Source organism: Haloarcula sp. DT43, assembly GCF_037078405.1.
Taxonomy (GTDB): Archaea; Halobacteriota; Halobacteria; order Halobacteriales; family Haloarculaceae; genus Haloarcula; species Haloarcula brevis.
This window is the reverse complement of record NZ_JAYMGZ010000003.1, coordinates 540824-559713: the sequence shown is the minus strand read 5'-3', so window position 1 is coordinate 559713 and position 18890 is coordinate 540824. Positions and strand designations below refer to the sequence as shown.

18 protein-coding genes and 2 pseudogenes are annotated in these 18890 nt (G+C 52.2%); 12 read left to right on the top strand and 8 right to left on the bottom strand.

Going from position 1 to position 18890, the window contains the following annotated elements:
- Nucleotides 1–22: 22 nt before the first annotated feature.
- Nucleotides 23–289, bottom strand: coding sequence for a hypothetical protein (locus VI123_RS14440; RefSeq protein WP_336338766.1), 267 nt, complete (start codon nt 287–289; stop codon nt 23–25).
- Nucleotides 290–565: 276 nt separating this feature from the next.
- Nucleotides 566–718, bottom strand: coding sequence for a DUF7837 family putative zinc-binding protein (locus tag VI123_RS19385; RefSeq protein WP_455429072.1), 153 nt, complete (start codon nt 716–718; stop codon nt 566–568).
- A gap of 952 nt (nt 719–1670) precedes the next feature.
- On the opposite strand from VI123_RS19385, the pseudogene VI123_RS14435 reads away from it, so the two are divergent.
- The 4 genes and pseudogenes from VI123_RS14435 (at nt 1671) to VI123_RS14420 (ending at nt 5248) form a co-directional block, all read left to right on the top strand.
- Nucleotides 1671–2635, top strand: a pseudogene (locus VI123_RS14435) (IS1595 family transposase).
- A gap of 144 nt (nt 2636–2779) precedes the next feature.
- Nucleotides 2780–3460, top strand: a complete 681-nt coding sequence (locus tag VI123_RS14430) for a hypothetical protein (RefSeq protein ID WP_336338765.1) — start codon at nt 2780–2782, stop codon at nt 3458–3460.
- Nucleotides 3461–3797: 337 nt separating this feature from the next.
- The gene (locus tag VI123_RS14425; RefSeq protein WP_336338764.1) at nt 3798–4244 is read left to right on the top strand and encodes an SRPBCC family protein; all 447 of its coding nucleotides are present in this window, start codon (nt 3798–3800) and stop codon (nt 4242–4244) included.
- Nucleotides 4245–4963: 719 nt separating this feature from the next.
- A complete protein-coding gene (locus VI123_RS14420; protein WP_336338763.1) occupies nt 4964–5248 on the top strand; it encodes a hypothetical protein in 285 nt (94 codons plus the stop codon).
- Between the two features lie 399 nt (nt 5249–5647).
- Here the strand turns inward: VI123_RS14420 and VI123_RS14415 are convergent.
- Nucleotides 5648–6186: pseudogene (locus VI123_RS14415) on the bottom strand (IS5 family transposase); the annotation flags it as partial.
- A 1224-nt stretch (nt 6187–7410) separates the two neighbouring features.
- On the opposite strand from VI123_RS14415, the gene VI123_RS14410 reads away from it, so the two are divergent.
- Entirely contained in the window at nt 7411–7857 is a 447-nt protein-coding gene (locus tag VI123_RS14410) for a universal stress protein (protein WP_336338762.1), read from the top strand.
- A gap of 165 nt (nt 7858–8022) precedes the next feature.
- Here the strand turns inward: VI123_RS14410 and VI123_RS14405 are convergent, their stop codons facing one another.
- The 3 genes from VI123_RS14405 to VI123_RS14400 form a co-directional block, all read right to left on the bottom strand.
- Nucleotides 8023–8262 (bottom strand): IclR family transcriptional regulator domain-containing protein, encoded by a 240-nt coding sequence (locus tag VI123_RS14405; protein WP_336338761.1) that lies wholly within the window; start codon nt 8260–8262, stop codon nt 8023–8025.
- Nucleotides 8263–8266: 4 nt separating this feature from the next.
- Complete coding sequence (locus tag VI123_RS19315; RefSeq protein WP_407067002.1) at nt 8267–8437, bottom strand: helix-turn-helix domain-containing protein; 171 nt, start codon at nt 8435–8437, stop codon at nt 8267–8269.
- A gap of 477 nt (nt 8438–8914) precedes the next feature.
- Nucleotides 8915–9742, bottom strand: coding sequence for an IS5 family transposase (locus tag VI123_RS14400; protein WP_336338760.1), 828 nt, complete (start codon nt 9740–9742; stop codon nt 8915–8917).
- Between the two features lie 884 nt (nt 9743–10626).
- Between VI123_RS14400 and VI123_RS14395 the strand changes: the two genes are divergently transcribed.
- Nucleotides 10627–12147, top strand: coding sequence for an aldehyde dehydrogenase family protein (locus VI123_RS14395; protein ID WP_336338759.1), 1521 nt, complete (start codon nt 10627–10629; stop codon nt 12145–12147).
- Nucleotides 12148–12190: 43 nt separating this feature from the next.
- Here the strand turns inward: VI123_RS14395 and VI123_RS14390 are convergent, their stop codons facing one another.
- On the bottom strand, nt 12191–12451 hold the full coding sequence (locus VI123_RS14390; protein ID WP_336338758.1) for a hypothetical protein: 261 nt from the start codon (nt 12449–12451) through the stop codon (nt 12191–12193).
- Between the two features lie 325 nt (nt 12452–12776).
- On the opposite strand from VI123_RS14390, the gene VI123_RS14385 reads away from it, so the two are divergent.
- Together VI123_RS14385 and VI123_RS14380 are read left to right on the top strand one after the other, a co-directional pair.
- A complete protein-coding gene (locus VI123_RS14385; protein WP_336338757.1) occupies nt 12777–13850 on the top strand; it encodes an amidohydrolase family protein in 1074 nt (357 codons plus the stop codon).
- Between the two features lie 2 nt (nt 13851–13852).
- Nucleotides 13853–14218, top strand: coding sequence for a Rieske (2Fe-2S) protein (locus VI123_RS14380; RefSeq protein ID WP_336338756.1), 366 nt, complete (start codon nt 13853–13855; stop codon nt 14216–14218).
- 37 nt (nt 14219–14255) lie between these two features.
- Here the strand turns inward: VI123_RS14380 and VI123_RS14375 are convergent, their stop codons facing one another.
- Nucleotides 14256–15029, bottom strand: coding sequence for an IclR family transcriptional regulator (locus VI123_RS14375; protein WP_336338755.1), 774 nt, complete (start codon nt 15027–15029; stop codon nt 14256–14258).
- A 166-nt stretch (nt 15030–15195) separates the two neighbouring features.
- On the opposite strand from VI123_RS14375, the gene VI123_RS14370 reads away from it, so the two are divergent.
- Genes VI123_RS14370 through VI123_RS14355 form a run of 4 tightly spaced genes read left to right on the top strand, consistent with a single transcriptional unit; the run spans nt 15196 to nt 18540 of the window.
- Entirely contained in the window at nt 15196–16143 is a 948-nt protein-coding gene (locus VI123_RS14370; RefSeq protein WP_336338754.1) for a glycine betaine ABC transporter substrate-binding protein, read from the top strand.
- A 4-nt stretch (nt 16144–16147) separates the two neighbouring features.
- On the top strand, nt 16148–16864 hold the full coding sequence (locus VI123_RS14365; protein WP_336338753.1) for an ABC transporter permease: 717 nt from the start codon (nt 16148–16150) through the stop codon (nt 16862–16864).
- Entirely contained in the window at nt 16861–17865 is a 1005-nt protein-coding gene (locus VI123_RS14360) for an ABC transporter ATP-binding protein (protein ID WP_336338752.1), read from the top strand. Before VI123_RS14365 ends, VI123_RS14360 begins: the two co-directional genes overlap by 4 nt.
- Nucleotides 17866–18540, top strand: a complete 675-nt coding sequence (locus tag VI123_RS14355; RefSeq protein ID WP_336338751.1) for an ABC transporter permease — start codon at nt 17866–17868, stop codon at nt 18538–18540. It begins immediately after the preceding gene.
- The last annotated feature ends 350 nt before the right edge of the window (nt 18541–18890 follow it).

Sequence of the window (18890 nt, the reverse complement as noted above, 5' to 3'; positions counted from 1 at the left end):
TCAGCTGTCGGTGCGGGCTGGGTCATACGCCTACGTTCGTCTGTCGCTCTGCGTTCGTGGCCTGATCGGGGAGGTTCAATTGGAGTCCTTCGAGGCGTTCAGTGTCGACGGTCTGCCAGTCAGCACCGCAGCGACGCTCTTCGATCCGCCACATCGTTTCCTCGCCACGACAGGCAAGGTATCGGACACGCCGTGGCTGGTCGTCAGTATCTCTCTCAAAGGAAAGAGCGAGCACGGTTTCTAATTTCTTCTCGGTACGACTCAACGGTGATGCGATGTCTCGTGTCATGGTTCTCCTCGAGAAGAGCCGATCCCAGCAAGCGCAGTATCAAGCATGCACGCTGGAGCAACTGCTACTGACTCTCCTCACTCTGCCTGGAACACAAAAATACAATTCCACGCGACTCGGGAAGGAGAGTCTCTCAGAAGTCAAGATTGGTCTTCATCCTATATCGCCAAGCTGTAGTCCTCTGATTCAACCGCTCTGCCCTATGGTTTTCACCGTACCGGGTCTTGAATTGTTTGACTTCCATCAACGGCAGTGCTACAGTACTGTGGTGACCCCCTACTCCGGGGCGACGACATCCGCACATGTTGGACACTCCGCCCAGACGCCTGCTGACCCGTCGCCCTTCTCGTATTCGACCAGCGTCCATGCGGCTGTGATGGAGTCACCACAGTTCGGGCACTGACCAATGGTCTCTGTGTTGTCAGGCATAACTGTATACCAGGGAACTCAGCGATACTGTGTGTGAAGAGACATCAAGCCGCTTTGGACATAACCGTTTGCGTCGTCGAAAACTCAAGTCCAGATTACCCGATATCAGCCAGTATGACTGCCGGTACTCCAGTCAGTGACCAGGGAAAGTCCGTCAGTTTCAGTTTCACTCCGGTGGCGATACATTCTAGGTTCTACCCGGCAAAAGAAACGATATGGGAGAAGCGATCCCTCTCGGACGGGCATGTCGGCGGTGTGGCGAACAGGTTGTGTTGACTGTTGAGACCGAGCGGGGCGTATATACGGATGATTTGGAAGCACTCCTACAGACCGACCCTGGATATAGAGCACTCATCAGAACGGAGTGTGACTGTCCAACGCCCCGAACAGTTGCAGTGAAGGGGACGACATCATCCACGACCGGCGAGCAGTGACACAAAGTCGGTTGTGGCAAGGTTCTGCGGGCAACGTATCTACCTGATCTAACCGAAGCAGAATACGGACTGATTATGTGCCGAAACTACACATAGGGTAGTTTGTTTCAGGACTTTTGTGGAAGAACTATCTGCTCAAGACGTCTGGATATTGCGCCTGCAATCTCGATCAAATTCGTCACTCAGCGCTGTGTGGAGGAACGAAACCGCAGTTCGAACAACCGTTGTGCTTCGTCGTCTGATAGCTCAATCCCGCGCCGCAGTTTGGACAGTTGTACTGGTCGAAACTCATCAGTGTGACAAAACACTTGACAGCATCTAAAATTTCACATGATATATGTCTAACCTTTTTAATGGATAGCTCGTTTCTACTGACCAACTCGAAGATGCGAAGACCGGGTATGAGACCGTTGTCTGACTCTCTCCCAATTACGAAAACAATGAACTCTGAAGGCTCTTACCGAACTGAGTGAAACAAGGCCCCGAGAATTACAGCATCCCGCCGTACGCTAGTTGCTATGCACAATCATACAGCCTTCGGCGGGATGCTACAAGAACTTGTGGAGCTTACGTCAATAGTGTTGCGCCCAGAGCCGCTCGATGCGGAGATCGAGCGGCGCTGTAAGCAGGCCTGGGAAAAGGCCCCTGCCCAGAGTATGGCGAAACCACCATCCAAACCGGGGACGGCAGTCCCCGCGTCTGGTGTACCAACTGCCGGTACGTGTTCACGTACACGCGCAACACTCCCTTCCAAGGCCGCACGCTCACTCCCGGCGAGATCGTCATTGCGTTCGTCCTCTACGCTGACACGCTCCTCAGCATCCACCAAGTCACACAGCTGTTCGATGCCGTCTACGATACCGTCCACACCACGATTCGAGAGGTAGAAGCCGCCTTCGAGCGCGGCTTCTATCTCGTCTGGAAACGCATCCAACACACCATCGACGGCCCAACCCAGATTGACGAAACCGGCCACAAGTGCTCTGGTTACAAGGGACAGACGCCGCCGCGGGACGGTCTCTCCCGCGGCGGCTCTGGGGAAGGCGGACGATCACGGTGGGAAGGAGCACCCGGTGACACGATGACGATCATCGGCGCGTGTCGTGACACGCTTCGCGTGCTCCGAGCTGAACCTGGTGCTCAACCGGAGGAACTCAAGCCAGCACTCGACGAAGTCGAGATTCCCTCGGGGAAACTTAACGAGGTTTGGCACGACGGATGGCGCGGGTACGCGCCATTCGTCTACGACAACGAGCAGACCGTCGTTCACTCCGAAGAATTCGTTACTGGTGACGGCGTTTACATCAACCAAGTCGAATGCCTCTGGTCGCTGGTGAACCCGTGGCTCCAGAAGTTCCGCGGCCTCTCCAAGCCCGGATTGGAGCAGTCCGTCCGAACCTACGGGTTCGTACGGACATTGAACCTTGCTGGAGCACCGCTACACGGCCTTCTTGACTGCTTCGTCGTCAACGTGTTTCGCTGAGTTATGTAATGTCCTCTATAGTTTCGGATGACTGAATTCAGGTTGTATTTTAGTTCTGCGATCCCTTACCCGACTCTCTTCTGAATACTGGGTAGATCGGCTTCATCCGTAGATTTTTCAGTTAAGTGATCAACAGGATTTCTTATGGATTGGTCCTCTGTCATGCGATACCGCGGTGAGGCCGCCATTATCGTCGGCTTCATCTTGCTTCTGAACCCGCTAGTCGTGGGCGCGTTTGACATCGGTGACCCAGACAGGTATCGATACGAGGCTAGTGAAGTCTCGTTCGCCGCGAACGGCACCTACACGTTCTCAACCCATCCCGTTCCCCTCGATTCCGATGTGGCGTGTTTTGGTGATGAACCGAGTCGATCCTGTGTTCTAGAGCGAGCTATCCACACCAACGGGGGTATCACGTACGATGGACCCACGAAACATCTCATTAACAACGAATACAGTTATGTCCATATCTGGGATGAAGGGTTCTTCCGGCCCGTTAGCGAGGAGCGTCCAAATGGGACTGTCTGGTATGGACTTGAGGCCGTCTCACAAGAGGAAGCACTCAGATATATCGCTACCCCTCTGGAAAGAACTAACAAAGGCGTCCGAACCGCTATCGAAACAGGCTCCTACGAAACACCCGACGAACTTTCAGGTGCTCACGAACTCGTTCAGGCCGACGACAGCTACTACGTCGTCTCTCCAACCGTGGTTAAGGAACATCGGGGGATAGAGCGGAGCCAGACAGTCGTCGTACTCCAGTGGCTGCTGGGAATTACTGGTGCAATACTGATTCTCCGCGGACAACGTCACCGCATCGAATGACAAAGAGTCGGATAACCCACCATCCACCGACCGGAATGCCGATAGACTACTACATACCTGAGCTACATAAACCGATCTCGACCACCTCGATCAAACTAGCCCGTCGTACAAGACTCGCACCCTGTATGCAGCAGCCCCTCGCGACCTTCTCAGAGTCCGTCAGTAACGTACGAGATACAGAGGGTATCTGTAGCAGAGACGTGCCGATTGACCTCGAGCGAAAACATAGTAATTTGCTGTACCGGATCGTGTTCAGAGACACCCATTGTCCAAAGCACGGATTTCTATAGGGTTTCTCCATGCAACTATTTAGCTGATTCCGCCCTTTCAGTATAGAATGATACTGAAAGAGACCACATCGATTGCGGTGCCATCAGAAAGCGTCTACCAATTTTTCGAGGAGATGGAGGAGAACTACGAGCGATGGCACCCTGATCACATCACATTCCGCTGGACGGAGGGAGGTGGCCTAGAACAAGGCGCCGAGGCCTATTTCGAGGAACGCATTGCAGGAAAATCGCAAAAAAAGACGGTGAAGTTCGTCGAGGTGACTCCGGATCACTATCTGGAATTTAAACCGACATCACTGCTAATCGGGCTGCTCATACCTCATATCAGCTTCACGATCGACGCTCGTGCGGAGGGTTGCGAACTCACCCAGCGAATCAAAGTACGAACCGGACCGATCGGTGCTCGGCTCAACAAGAGCGAATTCGATGCCGTCCGAACGCACATGCGCGAGGAGGGCGAAAATTTGAAACACATACTCGAAAGCGAAGATTGAGTCCACTCGGGAAAGAAATCGTAGGTGCTGAAGGAGGGAGGCCCCTCATATTTCTGAACTCTGGTATTCTGCACAAGCGCTGTGCATGCAGCAGCCCTTCGCGACCTTCTCAGAGTCCGTCAATAACGGTCTGACCGATATAGAGACTGTCTCGGTCAGATTATCAGTGGAATATCTTGACACCCACTAGGGCAAACAGGGTTCAGGAACAGATAGCGGCTCACACCCAGGTTGCGAGACAGTCGGTTGAGCAGAACGAGATATCGATATCTGAGTCGGACTCCTCAGGGTGTACCCGAAGCGTGTACGCCTTGGTATCGGTGTCGCAATTAGCGCAACTCATATCCACTGTCAGGAGCCGATACCATTTTGTTATAGAGTATTTACTAGGCGGTTACGCGATGCAGAGACAAGGAGACTACATGTTTCATTGATGCTACCGGAGTCTACGTCGACAGCGCCGGTCCTCTCTGCCTCGTTTAATTATCAATATTGTGATGGGACATGCTAAATGTGCGCTCAGCAGGCAGCAGAGTCTTTCTCACCAAGTCAGTTTTTCTCAGTAACGGTGTGACCGATACAGAGGATGAGTTCAGCACCGTGGTCTGTTTGATTCGCGCGTTTGCTAATGAGCCAGCCGGTAGGTCTGCCTGCGTATTGTTGAAGGACTTTCACGATCTGTCGGAAGGGCTTAACTATCCGGCTAATATGGTATCGGCATGGAGTTTAATCCACAGGTGTTGAAAGCGTATATCGACCATTTTCTCCCGCGTGATGTCGTCGGCCCAGTTCTTATCGTCTTCTCGTTGGAAGGCGTAATCGACGGGATTTTCGGCCTATACGTTCCAGACGAGTACGCGACTATCGGATGGGGAGTTGTGTTTGTCCTCGCTATCATCGTCGTCGCCTATTGGGGGACGGTCGATGAACAGGCCATCGAAGAGTTACAAGAACGTATCGAAGAGATAGAAGAACAAGATTCAACGGACATCGAATCTTCCTAGCCTTTCCAGAATCTAACACAGCTCGGTTTGATAGGTATTACAACTGTACTGACCGACCGAATCCGATTGAAGCGAGAAGATGATTCCGTGCGAGCTACGCGCTGTGAATTCAGCACGAGCGGGAGAAACTACCAGGGTTCTGTAAGAAGCGGCGTGCTGCATAGAGAGCGTGAATTCAGCAGGACTCTATCGTCAGTAAGATAGGTGGCTCCCACCTATTTCCCACCCAGCACATTGGTTGTGTTATCTTCGATAGAAATTTGATACACTAGCTTTCTTTCTCCTTCATTTGCAAACTCGTCACCCATAGCTTCTGGCGGATTATTAAGAGTTTTAATCCGTTCGATGTCTACTATATGATATTCATGGCCGTGGTGAATCGCCAGACAGAGTTTGATTTCACTGTTTCACCGCCTGCTTGATGTTGTGAACGGTACACATCAGGACGAGTTCACGGAATTCACCGTACCAAGTTCGCGCACGCACGGCGTCGCCGAGCGTGCGCTTATTCGTCGAGAAGACGGTCTCACACATTGCTCGTTGGCGGTAGCGAGGTCCATCGATCCGCGCGTTGTGCGCGTGATCGATGGGCCGGAACTCACGATGTTTGATTAGCGGTCTCACGCCTTCTTCGCGGAGCTTTTCGCGTAATTCCATCCGTCGTAGCCTTTGTCCGCAGCGAGGCTGGCGAGGTCGCCCGCGTTGCGGCGGGCGACCTGCCAGCCGAGCTGTGTGTCGTGGCGTTTCTCGGTCGTACAGTGAACATCCAGAATAGCCCGGCTTTCTGTGTCGACGAGAGCAGTTGTTTTGAGCGTTTGAACACGGTAATTCGTCCGGCGACAGTAGTGCTTGCTAGCGTTTTCTCGGTCGAAAAACGTCGCGTCGATAGCAGCATGGCCGCTTGGGTCGTGCAGCTGCGCCGATAGGCGCAGCAGCACTTCAGTAATATCGATAGCAACAATCCCTGCTCGAAAGAATTCCTCAGTCTCTGCCACTTCACCCAGTAATCGATTTATGGCTCGTCGGAATTCTGAACACACCAAATATTGGTTCAGGGGGGACCTATGGACCGATCAAAGACATATCGGACGATTCAGCTAACCTATTCTCAACATACTCGGACTGCGACTCCAGGGCTGCTGCGGCTGGTGTCAATGCGTACTCCGGGGTTGGTGGTGAAACGGTCTATCCGTTTGGGGATGATAAATTTGAGGTCACTGTCATCCACAATGCCCTCCACTCGCTCACAGTGGATAGTATTGATACACCGTCAGACGGTTGTTCCCAAGATCATTCCAAGGACCACTCTCTTGGTGAAACCACGTCATACAATAACGTACCACCAGCACAAATCTGGTATACAACCGCTATCGCATCGGGGAACCCACCTCCCTGCGACAACTGCTCGGGTAATCCCGAGCAGGAGGCCAACGGTGCCATAACGGATATAAGTTCTTGCACGGAAGATGCGCTTGCTACCTCAGCTGACGTATTAGGAATCTAGAAAACACACTTTATTCATTCCAGACAGGCTACAAAATGGGTACACCAGCAGGATTTCGATTCAGTGGCCGGGCTCTCATTATAATTGGAGTAGCAGCACTCGTCATATCTGGCCTACTCCTTTTCGTTGCCCCCGATACGGGAACCCAAGTTCTCGTCACGGAGGTGGATGAATCGGATGTATCTCCCGATGACGAGGTGCTCAGGTACAGTAACCTTTCAGAGGGGGGCCAAGAGTTGTTCGACCAACTCTGAAGTACTGAGCAGACAGGAGCTTGAGTCGTATGCATTTAGATGACCGGTCTCAACTTCTCAGAGCATCAAGAGGGTCTCCCGCCTGGCTTTTGATGCGTGACTAAGGACGACCCTGAAACAGATGCATATTACGCTTCTTGGAACACTACGTTAGCTATATATCAGGAATTCATAGCTAGAATTCGCATCCTGTAGTGAGATCTTCATTGTGACACTTCAAGCGAATCATACACTTACAGGTAGCACTGCATCCGAGATACATCACACTCATACAAAGTTAGGACGTCAGCTTTGGTATCTGTTGGATTCCAGTCCCGACTATGGAGTCACGCCTTCAGCGCTGGATTGATCAGATATCCTCATAATCGCATAAATTATGTCTTCGAGGGCGTTCAAGTCGTTGTATGGGGACGATAATCGTCGTATTAGACAGTGCTAATCCGAACGAACAATTACTCAATGCGGCAAAAACATATGCTACAGGTACTGAAACAGAGGTCCTGTTGTGTCGAGTAATTGACCGAGACCAGTACGAGGATGAGGTGCTGACCAAAGCAGAAGCTAGGAAACGTGGTGAAAGTATCGAAAAAATAGAGTCCAAAGCTGAGGCTGGGGCTGCCGTAATCGGTAAAGAGTACTTTGGTGATGACGTTCAGTACACACCAATTGGGGTTATTGGCACGATACCTGAGGATATTCTAGATATTGCCGAGAAGTGGGATAGTAACCACATCTTTGCTACTGGCAAGAAACGGTCTCCAACCGGAAAAATGCTCTTTGGTGATCAAGCACAAAAGCTGGTACTTGATTTCGATGGGCCGGTCACGATTGTTACACAACCTGCTGGATAAGAGGGCTTACTTACACACTGTGACGCTCAGCTAATAGCAAGCCAATCACTAGATGGTCTTGAGGTGTGCTCGTTTTCCAGAACAGTTCTCCAACGAATCCTCTGTCCTGCTGAATATGTATCACTGCAGTACCACTCTTTTTCAGTCATGTTCAACAGATCGTATCTAACCACATAAAATAATTAATTTATAGAGAATTGCTTTGCCCAGCGCGGTCCAGTGCATGTTGGTGAACTCACCGATGAGGGCATTGTCGTACACGGCTTCGCTACCTTCTGATTGATAGACGATAACGCGCTGTCCGTCCTCCTCAGCACCGAGATTGGCGACCTCACCCGTGGTTTCGGCTAAGTTTTGAATTTCTAATTTCGCCGTCGGGTACGCTCTCAGTTCATTTCTAACCACGGCCTCATCCTGAAGAATTTAGATGGACGTGTGCAGTGCTCGTTGGAATATCAAGCGAGTCCGCAACATCTTGTATTCGTACCGTTCCCTCTTCTCTCAGGACAGCGACGACTTCGAACGCCCGTTGCACGGCCTTGATTCGCTTTCCCCCGCCATCTGAATTGTTGGTATTCATAAGACCATCTATACCCACGACACAAATAAATTCTACTATGATTGGAATGCAGAGAGATTGCGCGTATATCGGGCAGGACGCCGGAATTTCGGTAGGTACTATGATTGGATGCCACGATAATAGTGTACTGGTTACACGATATCTGAATAGGGTTTCCGAAGACAGACCAATAAGTAGTACCCGGTGATCTCCTGTGCAGAACTGTATCGATGACGGACTGGAGAGGACCAGTTTGATCATCCTGATTCTCAAATACGGCCAGGATATGGACTACAATATCTATGGACCGCGGATAGTAATTGAGGCATTCAGCAATGGCCCGGGCGAATGCGTGTCCCACCTTTCGCCGGATAACAGACGCACGTATGTTACACACCCGAGCTATCGCTCTTGTATCGTATCGGATGTGAATGTACCGTCCGAGTGGTACCAATAGCAGTAAGTTGGCCGTGGTGAATCGTCAGACGTAGCTTGATTTCACGGTTTCATCGATTGCTTGATGTTGTGAACGGCACACATCAGAACGAGTTCACGAAATTCACCGTACCAAGTTCGCGCACGCACGGCGTCGCCGAGCGTGCGCTTAATCGTCGAGAAGACGGTTTCACACATCGCTTGTTGGCGGTATCGAGGCCCATCGATCCGCGCGTTATGCGCGTGATCGATGGGCCGGTACTCACGATGTTTGATCAGCGGTCTCACGTCTTCTTCGCGGAGTTTCTCGCGTAATTCCATCCAATCGTAGCCTTTGTCGGCAGCGAGGCTGGCGAGGTCGCCCGCGTTGCGGAGGGCGACCTGCCAGCCGAGCTGCGTGTCGTGGCGCTTCTCGGTCGTACAGTGAACATCCAGAATGGCTTGGCTTTCTGTATCGACGAGAGCAGTTGTTTTGAGCGTTTGAACCCGGTAATTCGTCCGTCGACAGTAGTGTTTGCTAGCGTTTTCTCGGTCGAAGAACGTTGCGTCGATAGCGGCGTGACCGCTCGGCTCGTGCAGCTGCGCCGAGAGGCGCAGCAGCACTCGCCAGAGCGCTGTCTTGATTCTGTCAAACCATTTGACTAGCGTCGAGTGATCGGGGAGATCGGACGCGTTGAGGCCGATCTCCCCAAGTATTTGTGGCATCTCGCTCAGCAAATCAAGTGCTTCTCGGTAGGATTTTTCCCGGTAAACCCGCAGACAGTGCAGCGACACCACTGCATACTCGGCGAAGCCGCCACCCCCTTCGGGGGCGGCGACTTCGCCTCGTTCACCAACAGCATTTTTAGCTAACTGAACGACTTTGCTCGTGAAGCGGGAGATCTTCGACATAGAGCATCGGCGATTTCCCGCTTCATCTTCCTAGTTCTAACGGTCGAAGCCGACGCTGTCCAGCGATTCACCAGAGCTAGTAAGTTCGGAAGTCCCCTGATTATCTGTTTCACATCGAGATGTCATTGGTCTGATCGCGTTTTTCAGATTCCATCGCTTGATGCTTCTTACAACTCGGCTGACAGTGCTAGACTCACAGTCCAACCGAATCGCTGTTTCAGCGGAAAGGAAGCGAGGTAATAGGATTTCTACAGAACCGAGATTCTCATTGTTCGCCTAACACCTGTACAAGCGTTATTGTATGGAACAGTTAGCAGTTAACTCGATATATTCTCAGTCGTTGTACCCCGCAAACAGCTCCGTGGTACGATGTTGTTGCGAGATTGGGGCGGACAAAAGGGTCGATGGGCTACGTACCGTCCATCCGGTTATTTCCAGGCTATAACTGACACCCGCGTCAGCTGGTCGTATGGATATTAGTGGATGACAACGCAGTCGTGTAGAAACAGATCGTCACCGACTGCACAGGTCCGTTTTCCTTAGCAGATCTCAACTGCTACCGACACTCGTTAGCGCAGCCTAAGCCACAGGTCGGTTTAGCTGCCGCTTCACAATGAGAAGTGTATTCTGAAATACAGAATTAGTATTCGGGAAGCGGCTCGGTTCTTGAACATATCCTTTAATATAACATCTAAAGATGGCAAAAATCAGTACCGTGGACATCATGGCTGATATTGCATATTCTGTGAAACGATTAACACCACTTTCGTCTAAATAATCAGAGATATTCTGTAATGTAGAATATCGAGATAGCCCCTCTCAAATGAAGAGTAACAACTGATGTCACGGTAGTTTTTTATATCTTCGTGGAAGTGGTTGGCATGATGAATGCGAACGAGTATGCCGGGGATCCAGCAACCGCTCACAGGGCAGCAATAGAAGAGGTTACAGAATCGATACAATTTGACGCTTGGGTAGGTGGCGAACCAACCAGCGGAGAGGGCTGCGAACGGATTGAAACTACTGACCCGGTAACCGATCAGCCAATCACTGCTGTCCCGGCATTTCGACACGGCGATGTCGACACCGCAGTGTCTGTAGCCTGGAACGCGTTCGACACGACCTGGTCTGGAACGACACCAGCCGAGCGGTCACGAGTGCTCTCCGACTGGATAGATGAACTACAGGCTCACACCGACGAATTGAGTCTGCTTGAATGTCTTGATACAGGGAAACCACTGGCTCACGCGCGTGCTGAAGTACAGGGCGCAATCGAAACGCTAGAGTACTACGCCGCAGCAGCGCGGATCAACGAAGGAAAGCAGATTGATGCAAAAAACGATCTCCACCTCTACACTCGTCAGGAACCATATGGGGTTGTGGGACAGATCGTCCCGTGGAACTTCCCCATCTGGGCCGCTGCATGGAAACTGGGGCCGGCACTCGCGGCCGGGAACTGTACCGTACTGAAACCGTCGGCGAATACCCCTCTAACAACAATCCGAATGGCCCAGCTCACGGCTGATATCCTCCCCGATGGTGTTGTCAATGTAGTGACTGGGTCTGGCTCGGGTGTCGGTGGGCATCTTACTGAACACGACGATGTTCACAAGATCTCATTCACCGGGAGCGAATCAGTTGGAAAGCAAGTGATGGAGTCAGCGGCCAGCCACTTCGCTGCCGTCACCTTGGAGCTGGGGGGGAAGTCCCCGTTCGTGGTATTTCCCGATGCCGACATAGACAAAGTGGTAGACGCTGTCGCTGAGGGCGTCTTTTATAGCACGGGAGAGATCTGTGACGCGCTTTCCCGCGCAATCGTTCATGAAGACATCATCAACGAGTTCACCGACCGGTTCGTCGAAAAGGCAGAGTCCCACGTACTCGGAGACCCACTAGAAGAAGAGACCACGATGGGGCCGCTGACCACCGCCGCGCAGTTGGAGACCGTGCAAGAATACATACAGAGTGGAATTGAGGAAGGTGCAACACTGCTCTCCGGTGGAGATATACCGACAGATCCTGAGCTACAGGATGGCTGGTACGTTGAACCGACCGTGTTCGGCGACGTGACCAACGACATGCGGATCGCACAAGAAGAGATATTCGGCCCAGTACAGACGATCCAGTCATTCTCAACCTACGAAGAGGCGATCAAGCTTGCGAACGATACGAAGTTCGGCTTGGCCGCAGGGATCGGAACGGAAAAGACATCGCTCGCCCACAATGCAGCGGCTGATATCGATGCCGGCCTTGTTTATATAAACGACTACGGTCCGATTCTCCCCGATGCGCCATACGGCGGGTTCAAGAACTCTGGCATCGGAAAGGATCTCGGTGAGGAGGCGCTGGACCACTATCAGCAGACAAAGAGCGTATATGTGAACCTCGACGAACCAAGCCTGTAAGACCCCACAACAATGTAAGCGGACTCGTCGAGTGAGGACAGTATTATGATTCTATCACCGAGACGATCTGATCGCGTAATTCACTGGCGCTGATCTGGTAGACGTTGTTTCCCTTCTCGTCCCGATGCCGTTCGACCCCCACACAGTCCGTCCCATCAAGACGGAACACCCAGACGCTAGGGTGGCCTGGATCTTCGCTGATAAGTTTGACCTGGACACCGTACTCGGCTTCGATTTTATCGATAATCTCGTGAACGTAAGTCCCGTCGGTGAGTCGTGACGGTTCGTACTCCGGCAGACCCATACGTTCTCGAAGCGCGGCGTTCTTTTGCCACCACTGAGGTCGCTCCTGTGACATCACATGACAGGGTCAAATAGCACGTAAGTTAGTTTTTGCGACTACTTTCGTCGAGATTATCACGAAACACAGTGAGTTCGACTCAACCGAGAGACACGAACCGACAGAGCCCGTCGTAGTTACCCCATTCCGAACAGTGGGTCGCCTCTGTGATCTCTTTGTCACGACCCCGCACTGGGAACGGAGAACGAGACCAGTCTGAAATCGTTATTATGGAATCATCACTAACTGAGAAAAAATATTATATGGCCACTGTGAATATGACTACTGGATGTCACAAGCAAAGTCCCACGCGTTAGCGGATACTACTGTCGTTGACACGGACGTGCATATCACGGTCGAGGAAGAAACCGTCGCAAAATACCTTGAGGAGCCGTATCGTTCCAGTATCACTGATTCGCCCCATGCGATGTTTCCCTCTAGCAGTTGGGATCAACGAATGGGTGGCAAGATTGACGACCACTTCTCCACCTTCACCGGTCCCGAGGACGTCCAGCAATTCCAGTCTGACTTTGATATCGACTACCCGATAATCAATACGTTTGAGCCGCTGGGGAAGTTCCCACAGCCAGACTTGGCTATGAGCCTGATGCGGGCGTACAACGATCTACTACTGGATCAATTTTTAGATGACTATGACTTCTTAGGTCTCGCGGCAGTCGCAACGCAAAAACCAGAGGAGGCCGCGGCTGAGATTGACCGTCTGAGTAACGAGGACGGGATTGTTGGGATCTATATCGGGACGAGCGGCGAGTATCCGCCCCTTGGTGATCCCGCAAATGATCCGATCTACAGAGCCGCCGAGGATAACGACCTCCCGGTGGTCTTCCACGGCAATGGAGACGAATTTATGTTCGACTTTCCACACCACAACAAAGGGTTCAATAATTACTTTGAGGTACAGACTCTCGGCCACCCGTGGCAACAGATGGCTACGATGTCGAGTTTATTGGGCGAGGGTGTGCCTGCGAAATTCCCTGATCTCAATTTTGTTTTCTTGGAAGCCGGAATCGGGTGGGTGCCGTATATGATGCACCGGATGAACAAAATCTATAGAATGCGGCGCAGCGAGGTGCCACTCCTTGAAAAATCACCAGAAGAGTACCTCCGAGACCAGTTCTATATTGGGTCACAGCCGCTGGGCGAGCCAAATACATCCGACGACATGAAGCGGATGATCGAGACGCTTGGAGCTGACATGCTGATGTTCGCGACTGACTATCCACACTGGGACTTCGATCATCTCGAAGAACTCGATAAATACCTACAGCACTACTTCACCGATGCGGAGCGACAGAAGATCCTGTACGAGACGCCAGTTGAAGCGTTCGGCCTCTCAGTGTAACAATGAATGACCATACAGTAGCCACGGTAGAAGAACTCGACGACGGGGATCGAAAGCTGATCGAACTTGAAGGACGTGAAGTCGCGCTGTTCCGGATTGATGGTGAATTTCGCGCGTACACGAACTGGTGTCTCCACCAGGGCGGACCGGCCTGCGAAGGCAGCGTTACGGGTACCAGTACCGCGGAGTTCGATAGAGATGACCTCCAAACAGACCTCCAGTGGTGCAAAGAGGGTGAGGTCCTCAATTGTCCGTGGCATGGCTGGGAATACGACATTCCAACGGGAGAGTGTCTCTCAAAAGAGGGGACGAAACTGCCGTCACACCCGGTAGAAGTCAACGATGGCGAAGTAATCGTCTCTCTGTGAAGATGGCGACTCCTCACAGGTCAGAGGCGCTTTAGATTCAGCGGACATTCGGTTCGTTGACATTCAATTCAATCACATTAATCGATTGCCGTAATTCCGCAGCCAACTCGCCTTCCAACCGATCCACAGCCATCCTGTTAGCGGGACCAGCAATGCTGAGTGCACCGAGCACCTCCCCGTTTTGACCCGTAATCGGTGCACCAACAGATTTGAGCCCGGTGCGGAACTCCTCCCTATCAAACGCTAAGTCTTGGTCTCGAATTATTTCGAGTTCGTCATCCAGCGAATCACGATCCGTGATCGTCTGTGGAGTCTGTTCCGGTAACCCATGCGTTTGTAGAATCGTTTCGCGCTCCTCCTCGGAGAGGTGTGCAAGAATCACCTTGCCGACGGCAGAACAGTGGAGATGCGTTCGAACTCCCGGAATCGCGGGGTACTGGATATCTTTACTCCCCTGTCCAATATCCAGATAAATCCCCTGACCGTGCTCTTCCACTAGAAGCGTAATCAACTCTCCAGTCTGTTGAGCTAGCTTCTGTACCTCTGGATGAGCGGCCTCATACAACGGAATACGATGACGCACACGTTCGCCTAGGCCCAGAAACCGGAGCGTCAACTGATATTCTTTACCAGACTTTACAACGTATTCGAGTTCTCTGAGCGTGCTTAGGTGGTTATGAACAACGCTCTGTGATCGATCTACCCGCTCTGCAATCTCGACTACACGCGCGCCCTCCAGCTCATCCAGCGTTTCTATTATTTTGTTCGTTGTCAGAACCGCTTTCACAGGTTTGTGTGCTTCGTGAGGCATACGCGTGAGGAGACATCGATATTACAAAAACATTGTTCTCGATAACAGAATACACTGCTTCTGAAAATGCCCTTCGCTGTTATCCACCAATCTGCTGGCAGCTTGTGTCGAAAATACTGTAAATTCACCAAACATTAAGTAAAAGCCCCTAAATCTTAGGGTGAGTATGACACTCACACGCAGAAGCCTGCTTAAAGCGAGTGGAGTCACCGGTGGGTCAGCCATCATCGGGTCCATCGCTGGGTGTAGTTCGCTCAGTGGCAGCAACTCGACCAGCATCACCGCTGCATCAATGCAGTGGACCGAGGCGAAGTTGATGGGATACCTCGGATACGAATCGCTGAGGGCAAACACCGATTATACAATCGAAGACGAGATTGGCTTAGGAGGCTCCCAGCAGTGCTTCCAAGCCGTCAAGAACCAAGAGGTCGATTTATATCACCTCTACACTGGGGGAGCATACGCGACGATTCCACCAAAACACACCGAAAAACCGGAGTCTCCCCAAGAAGCGTATGAAGTTGCCAAACAAGATCTGGCAGAAGAGCATAATCTCTCGTATCTCGAACGGGCACAGTTCAACAACACCTATTCCATCGCCCTGCGGCCCGGGTTCCAAGAGGAGACTGGGCTCGATACGATTAGTGGCTTTGCTGAATATCTCAGCAGCGGGAATACAGATATCACGGTCGTCCTTGGTCCCGAATTTGCTGAACGGTCCGATGGATGGCCCGGTCTCGTGGACGCGTACGGGTTCTCTGACGCCGTCTCTGATGTCAATATCAGGAAGATCGGAGCAAACTTGACCTACCAGGTTCTCGGCGAAGGGGAGGCCGAGGCAGGGATGGTGTTCACCACGAACCCAAAGATTCGGCAGTACGACCTTGTCACACTCGAAGACGATGAGAACTTCTTTTTGCCGTACAATCCTGCGCCACTGGTCAACTCCGAGTCGCTATCGGAAGCGCCAGAGATCGAAGAAGCATTGAACGAACCAATGCGCTCACTTGACAGTGAATCGAAAGTCATCGAACTCAACGCTCGTATCTCCAACGACGGTGAAGAAGTCCAAGCCGTGGCCAGAGACTTTCTCGAGACTGAGGGGATCATCTGAAACAATGACCGCCGGTAACGTCGTTCCGATGGTCTCGGTGGGAGCGTACCTCACGTTTATTCAGGAGAACTTCGGCGAGCTGTTGACGCTTCTCATCGAACACGTACTCATAACCGCACAAACAGTTGCCATTGCTGTGCCGATTGCGGTCGCGTTGGGGATTGGGATCACCTATAACGAGCGCGCAGCGACTGCTGTTTTGTGGTTAGCTGGCATCGCCATGACGATTCCAAGTTTAGCTGCGTTCGGTCTCCTAATCCCGTTTCTGGGTATTGGGAGCCCACCCGTCGTCTTCACTCTGGTGTTGTACTCACAGTTACCGGTGATCAGGAACACATACGTTGGTCTTACCGGTATTGAAGAGTCAACCATCCAGGCGGGGAGAGGGCTCGGGATGACACGCGGCCAGCGGCTCCTCCGGATTCAGATACCCAAGGCACTCCCCATTATCCTTGCCGGGGTCAGAAACGCCGTTGTTATCGTCGTGGGCGTCGCTGCCGTCGGTGCATTCGTTGGCGCAGGTGGTCTTGGGGCGCTCATCTTTCAGGGAATCCGCGAGGCGAACCCGGTGATGACGGTCGTCGCCACAATCGTCGTCTCAGCGCTGGCACTCGCATCAGACTATGGAATCGCCACTATCGAACAACTCCTTCGACTCCGCAACGGCGAAGAAATCAACGCACGGCTCAGCACCCAACTATGCAGGAGGGCACTCCCATGATTGAATTCGAGAACGTCATGAAACAGTATCGCGACGGCACAGTTGCAATCGAAGATATCAGTTTCAGCGTTGAGGAGGGGACCACAACTGTACTCGTCGGTCCGTCAGGGTGTGGGAAGACCACGACGATGAAACTGGTCAACCGCCTGGAAGACCCCACCGAGGGAACGGTGTATGTCAACGGCGTCAACAATCAAGAGTTGGATAAGATCGAACTCCGTCGGGACGTTGGGTACGTTATTCAGGAGATCGGGTTATTTGATCATCTGACGGTGGCCGAGAACGTTGCGACGGTACCCGATCTGGAAGACTGGGAGCAAGAACGCATCGACAACCGTGTAGATGAACTCTTAGAACTGATGGGTCTGTCGCCTGAGGACTATCGCGAGAGTTTCCCCGATGAACTATCGGGTGGCCAGCGCCAACGGATTGGCGTTGCTCGGGCGCTCGCGGCCGATCCCGATGTCCTACTGATGGACGAACCTTTCGGTGCGCTTGACCCTATCACTCGAGAGCGTCTGCAGAATGAGTTCCTCGACATCCAATCACGAATCAATACCACCATCTTGTTCGTGACACACAGTATCGACGAAGCGCTCAAAATGGGTGACAAAATTGCGATCTACAATGTCGGGGAGGTTGTACAGTACGACACGCCACAGAACATCCTAGCGAACCCGGCTACGGAGTTTGTTGAGGACTTTATCGGCGATAATCAGACATTCAAGCAGTTGGATATCACTCTGGTCTCAGAAGTGATGGAACCCGTAGACGCAGGAAAGAGTGATGTCGCCGATACCGAATCTCTCCACGTTGCCGCCGACGGCGGTGACGGACCACCTGCCGTCGCCGCAGATGCGACCCTCAAGACTGCACTTTCACGACTACTAGCTACTGATACTGTCGAACTTCCAGTTGTCGGCGACAACGATGTCATTGGAACCATCTCTGAGCGGCATATTCGGGACTACTTCCACCCAGATAAGACTGGAGGGAGCTAAATGGCTGGTATCGCTAGCACATTTATCGATGGAATGCAATACTTGAGCAGTAACGCTTCAACTTTCCGGGGGCTACTCCAGCGACACCTGTTACTAGTATTGATTTCAGAAGTGGTTGCAATTGCCGTTGCCGTGCCGCTGGGTGTTATCGCCACCCGGTACGAGCGTGCGAAGGGAACAATCCTGTCGCTGGGGAACGTCGCCCAGACAATACCACCACTGGCGATCATCGCATTGGCATTCCCAATCCTCGGATTAGGCTACCTTCCGTCTGTGGTGGCACTCTTTATTTATGCCCTGTTGCCAGTGTTGACGAACACAATCGCTGGCATCGAAAGCGTCGAAGATGGTGTTATCGATGCTGCCCGGGGCATGGGTATGACGCGAAACGAGCGTCTGACACAGATCGAACTCCCGTTAGCACTCCCGGTCATTTTCGCGGGGATTCGGACCAGCACCATCATCAATGTCGGAACCGCGTATCTCGCTTTCTTTATTGGCGGTGGAGGACTCGGAGTCTGGGTCATCAGTGGAATCAATCTATTCAATATGCCACAAGTTGTCGCTGGAGCAGTACCCGGGGCGTTGCTGGCAATCTCTCTTGATTTCATTCTAGGCCGCATCGAAGGGCGTCTCGGAGATTCCAGCCCAGAAGGGACGAGTGCGGTTGCCTGACCAAGACTATTGAGTCCGCAGTCTTCGCCCTGAACATATCTGTCGAATACCGTATCACAGCGCCGCCAAATCTACTGTAGTCTCAAACTCCATTCGTAGATTAGAGTCGGATACTGTATCTGGAGACAAGAGACACCACCTTGTCAAACAAATGCACAACGAGAATCTCTCCGTTCCTGAACTCCGACCACTGGAGAACATCAAGCAGTCATCAGAGGTGACTACTGACTCAGGTGAGAGATCGAGCGACTTCTCTGATCAGCGATCTACCGAACGACCCGACTCGCTCGTAAGCGTGACATCCTCCCCGCCGCAAACGGCGGGGCTTCCCGTACCGCAGTTGGGATATT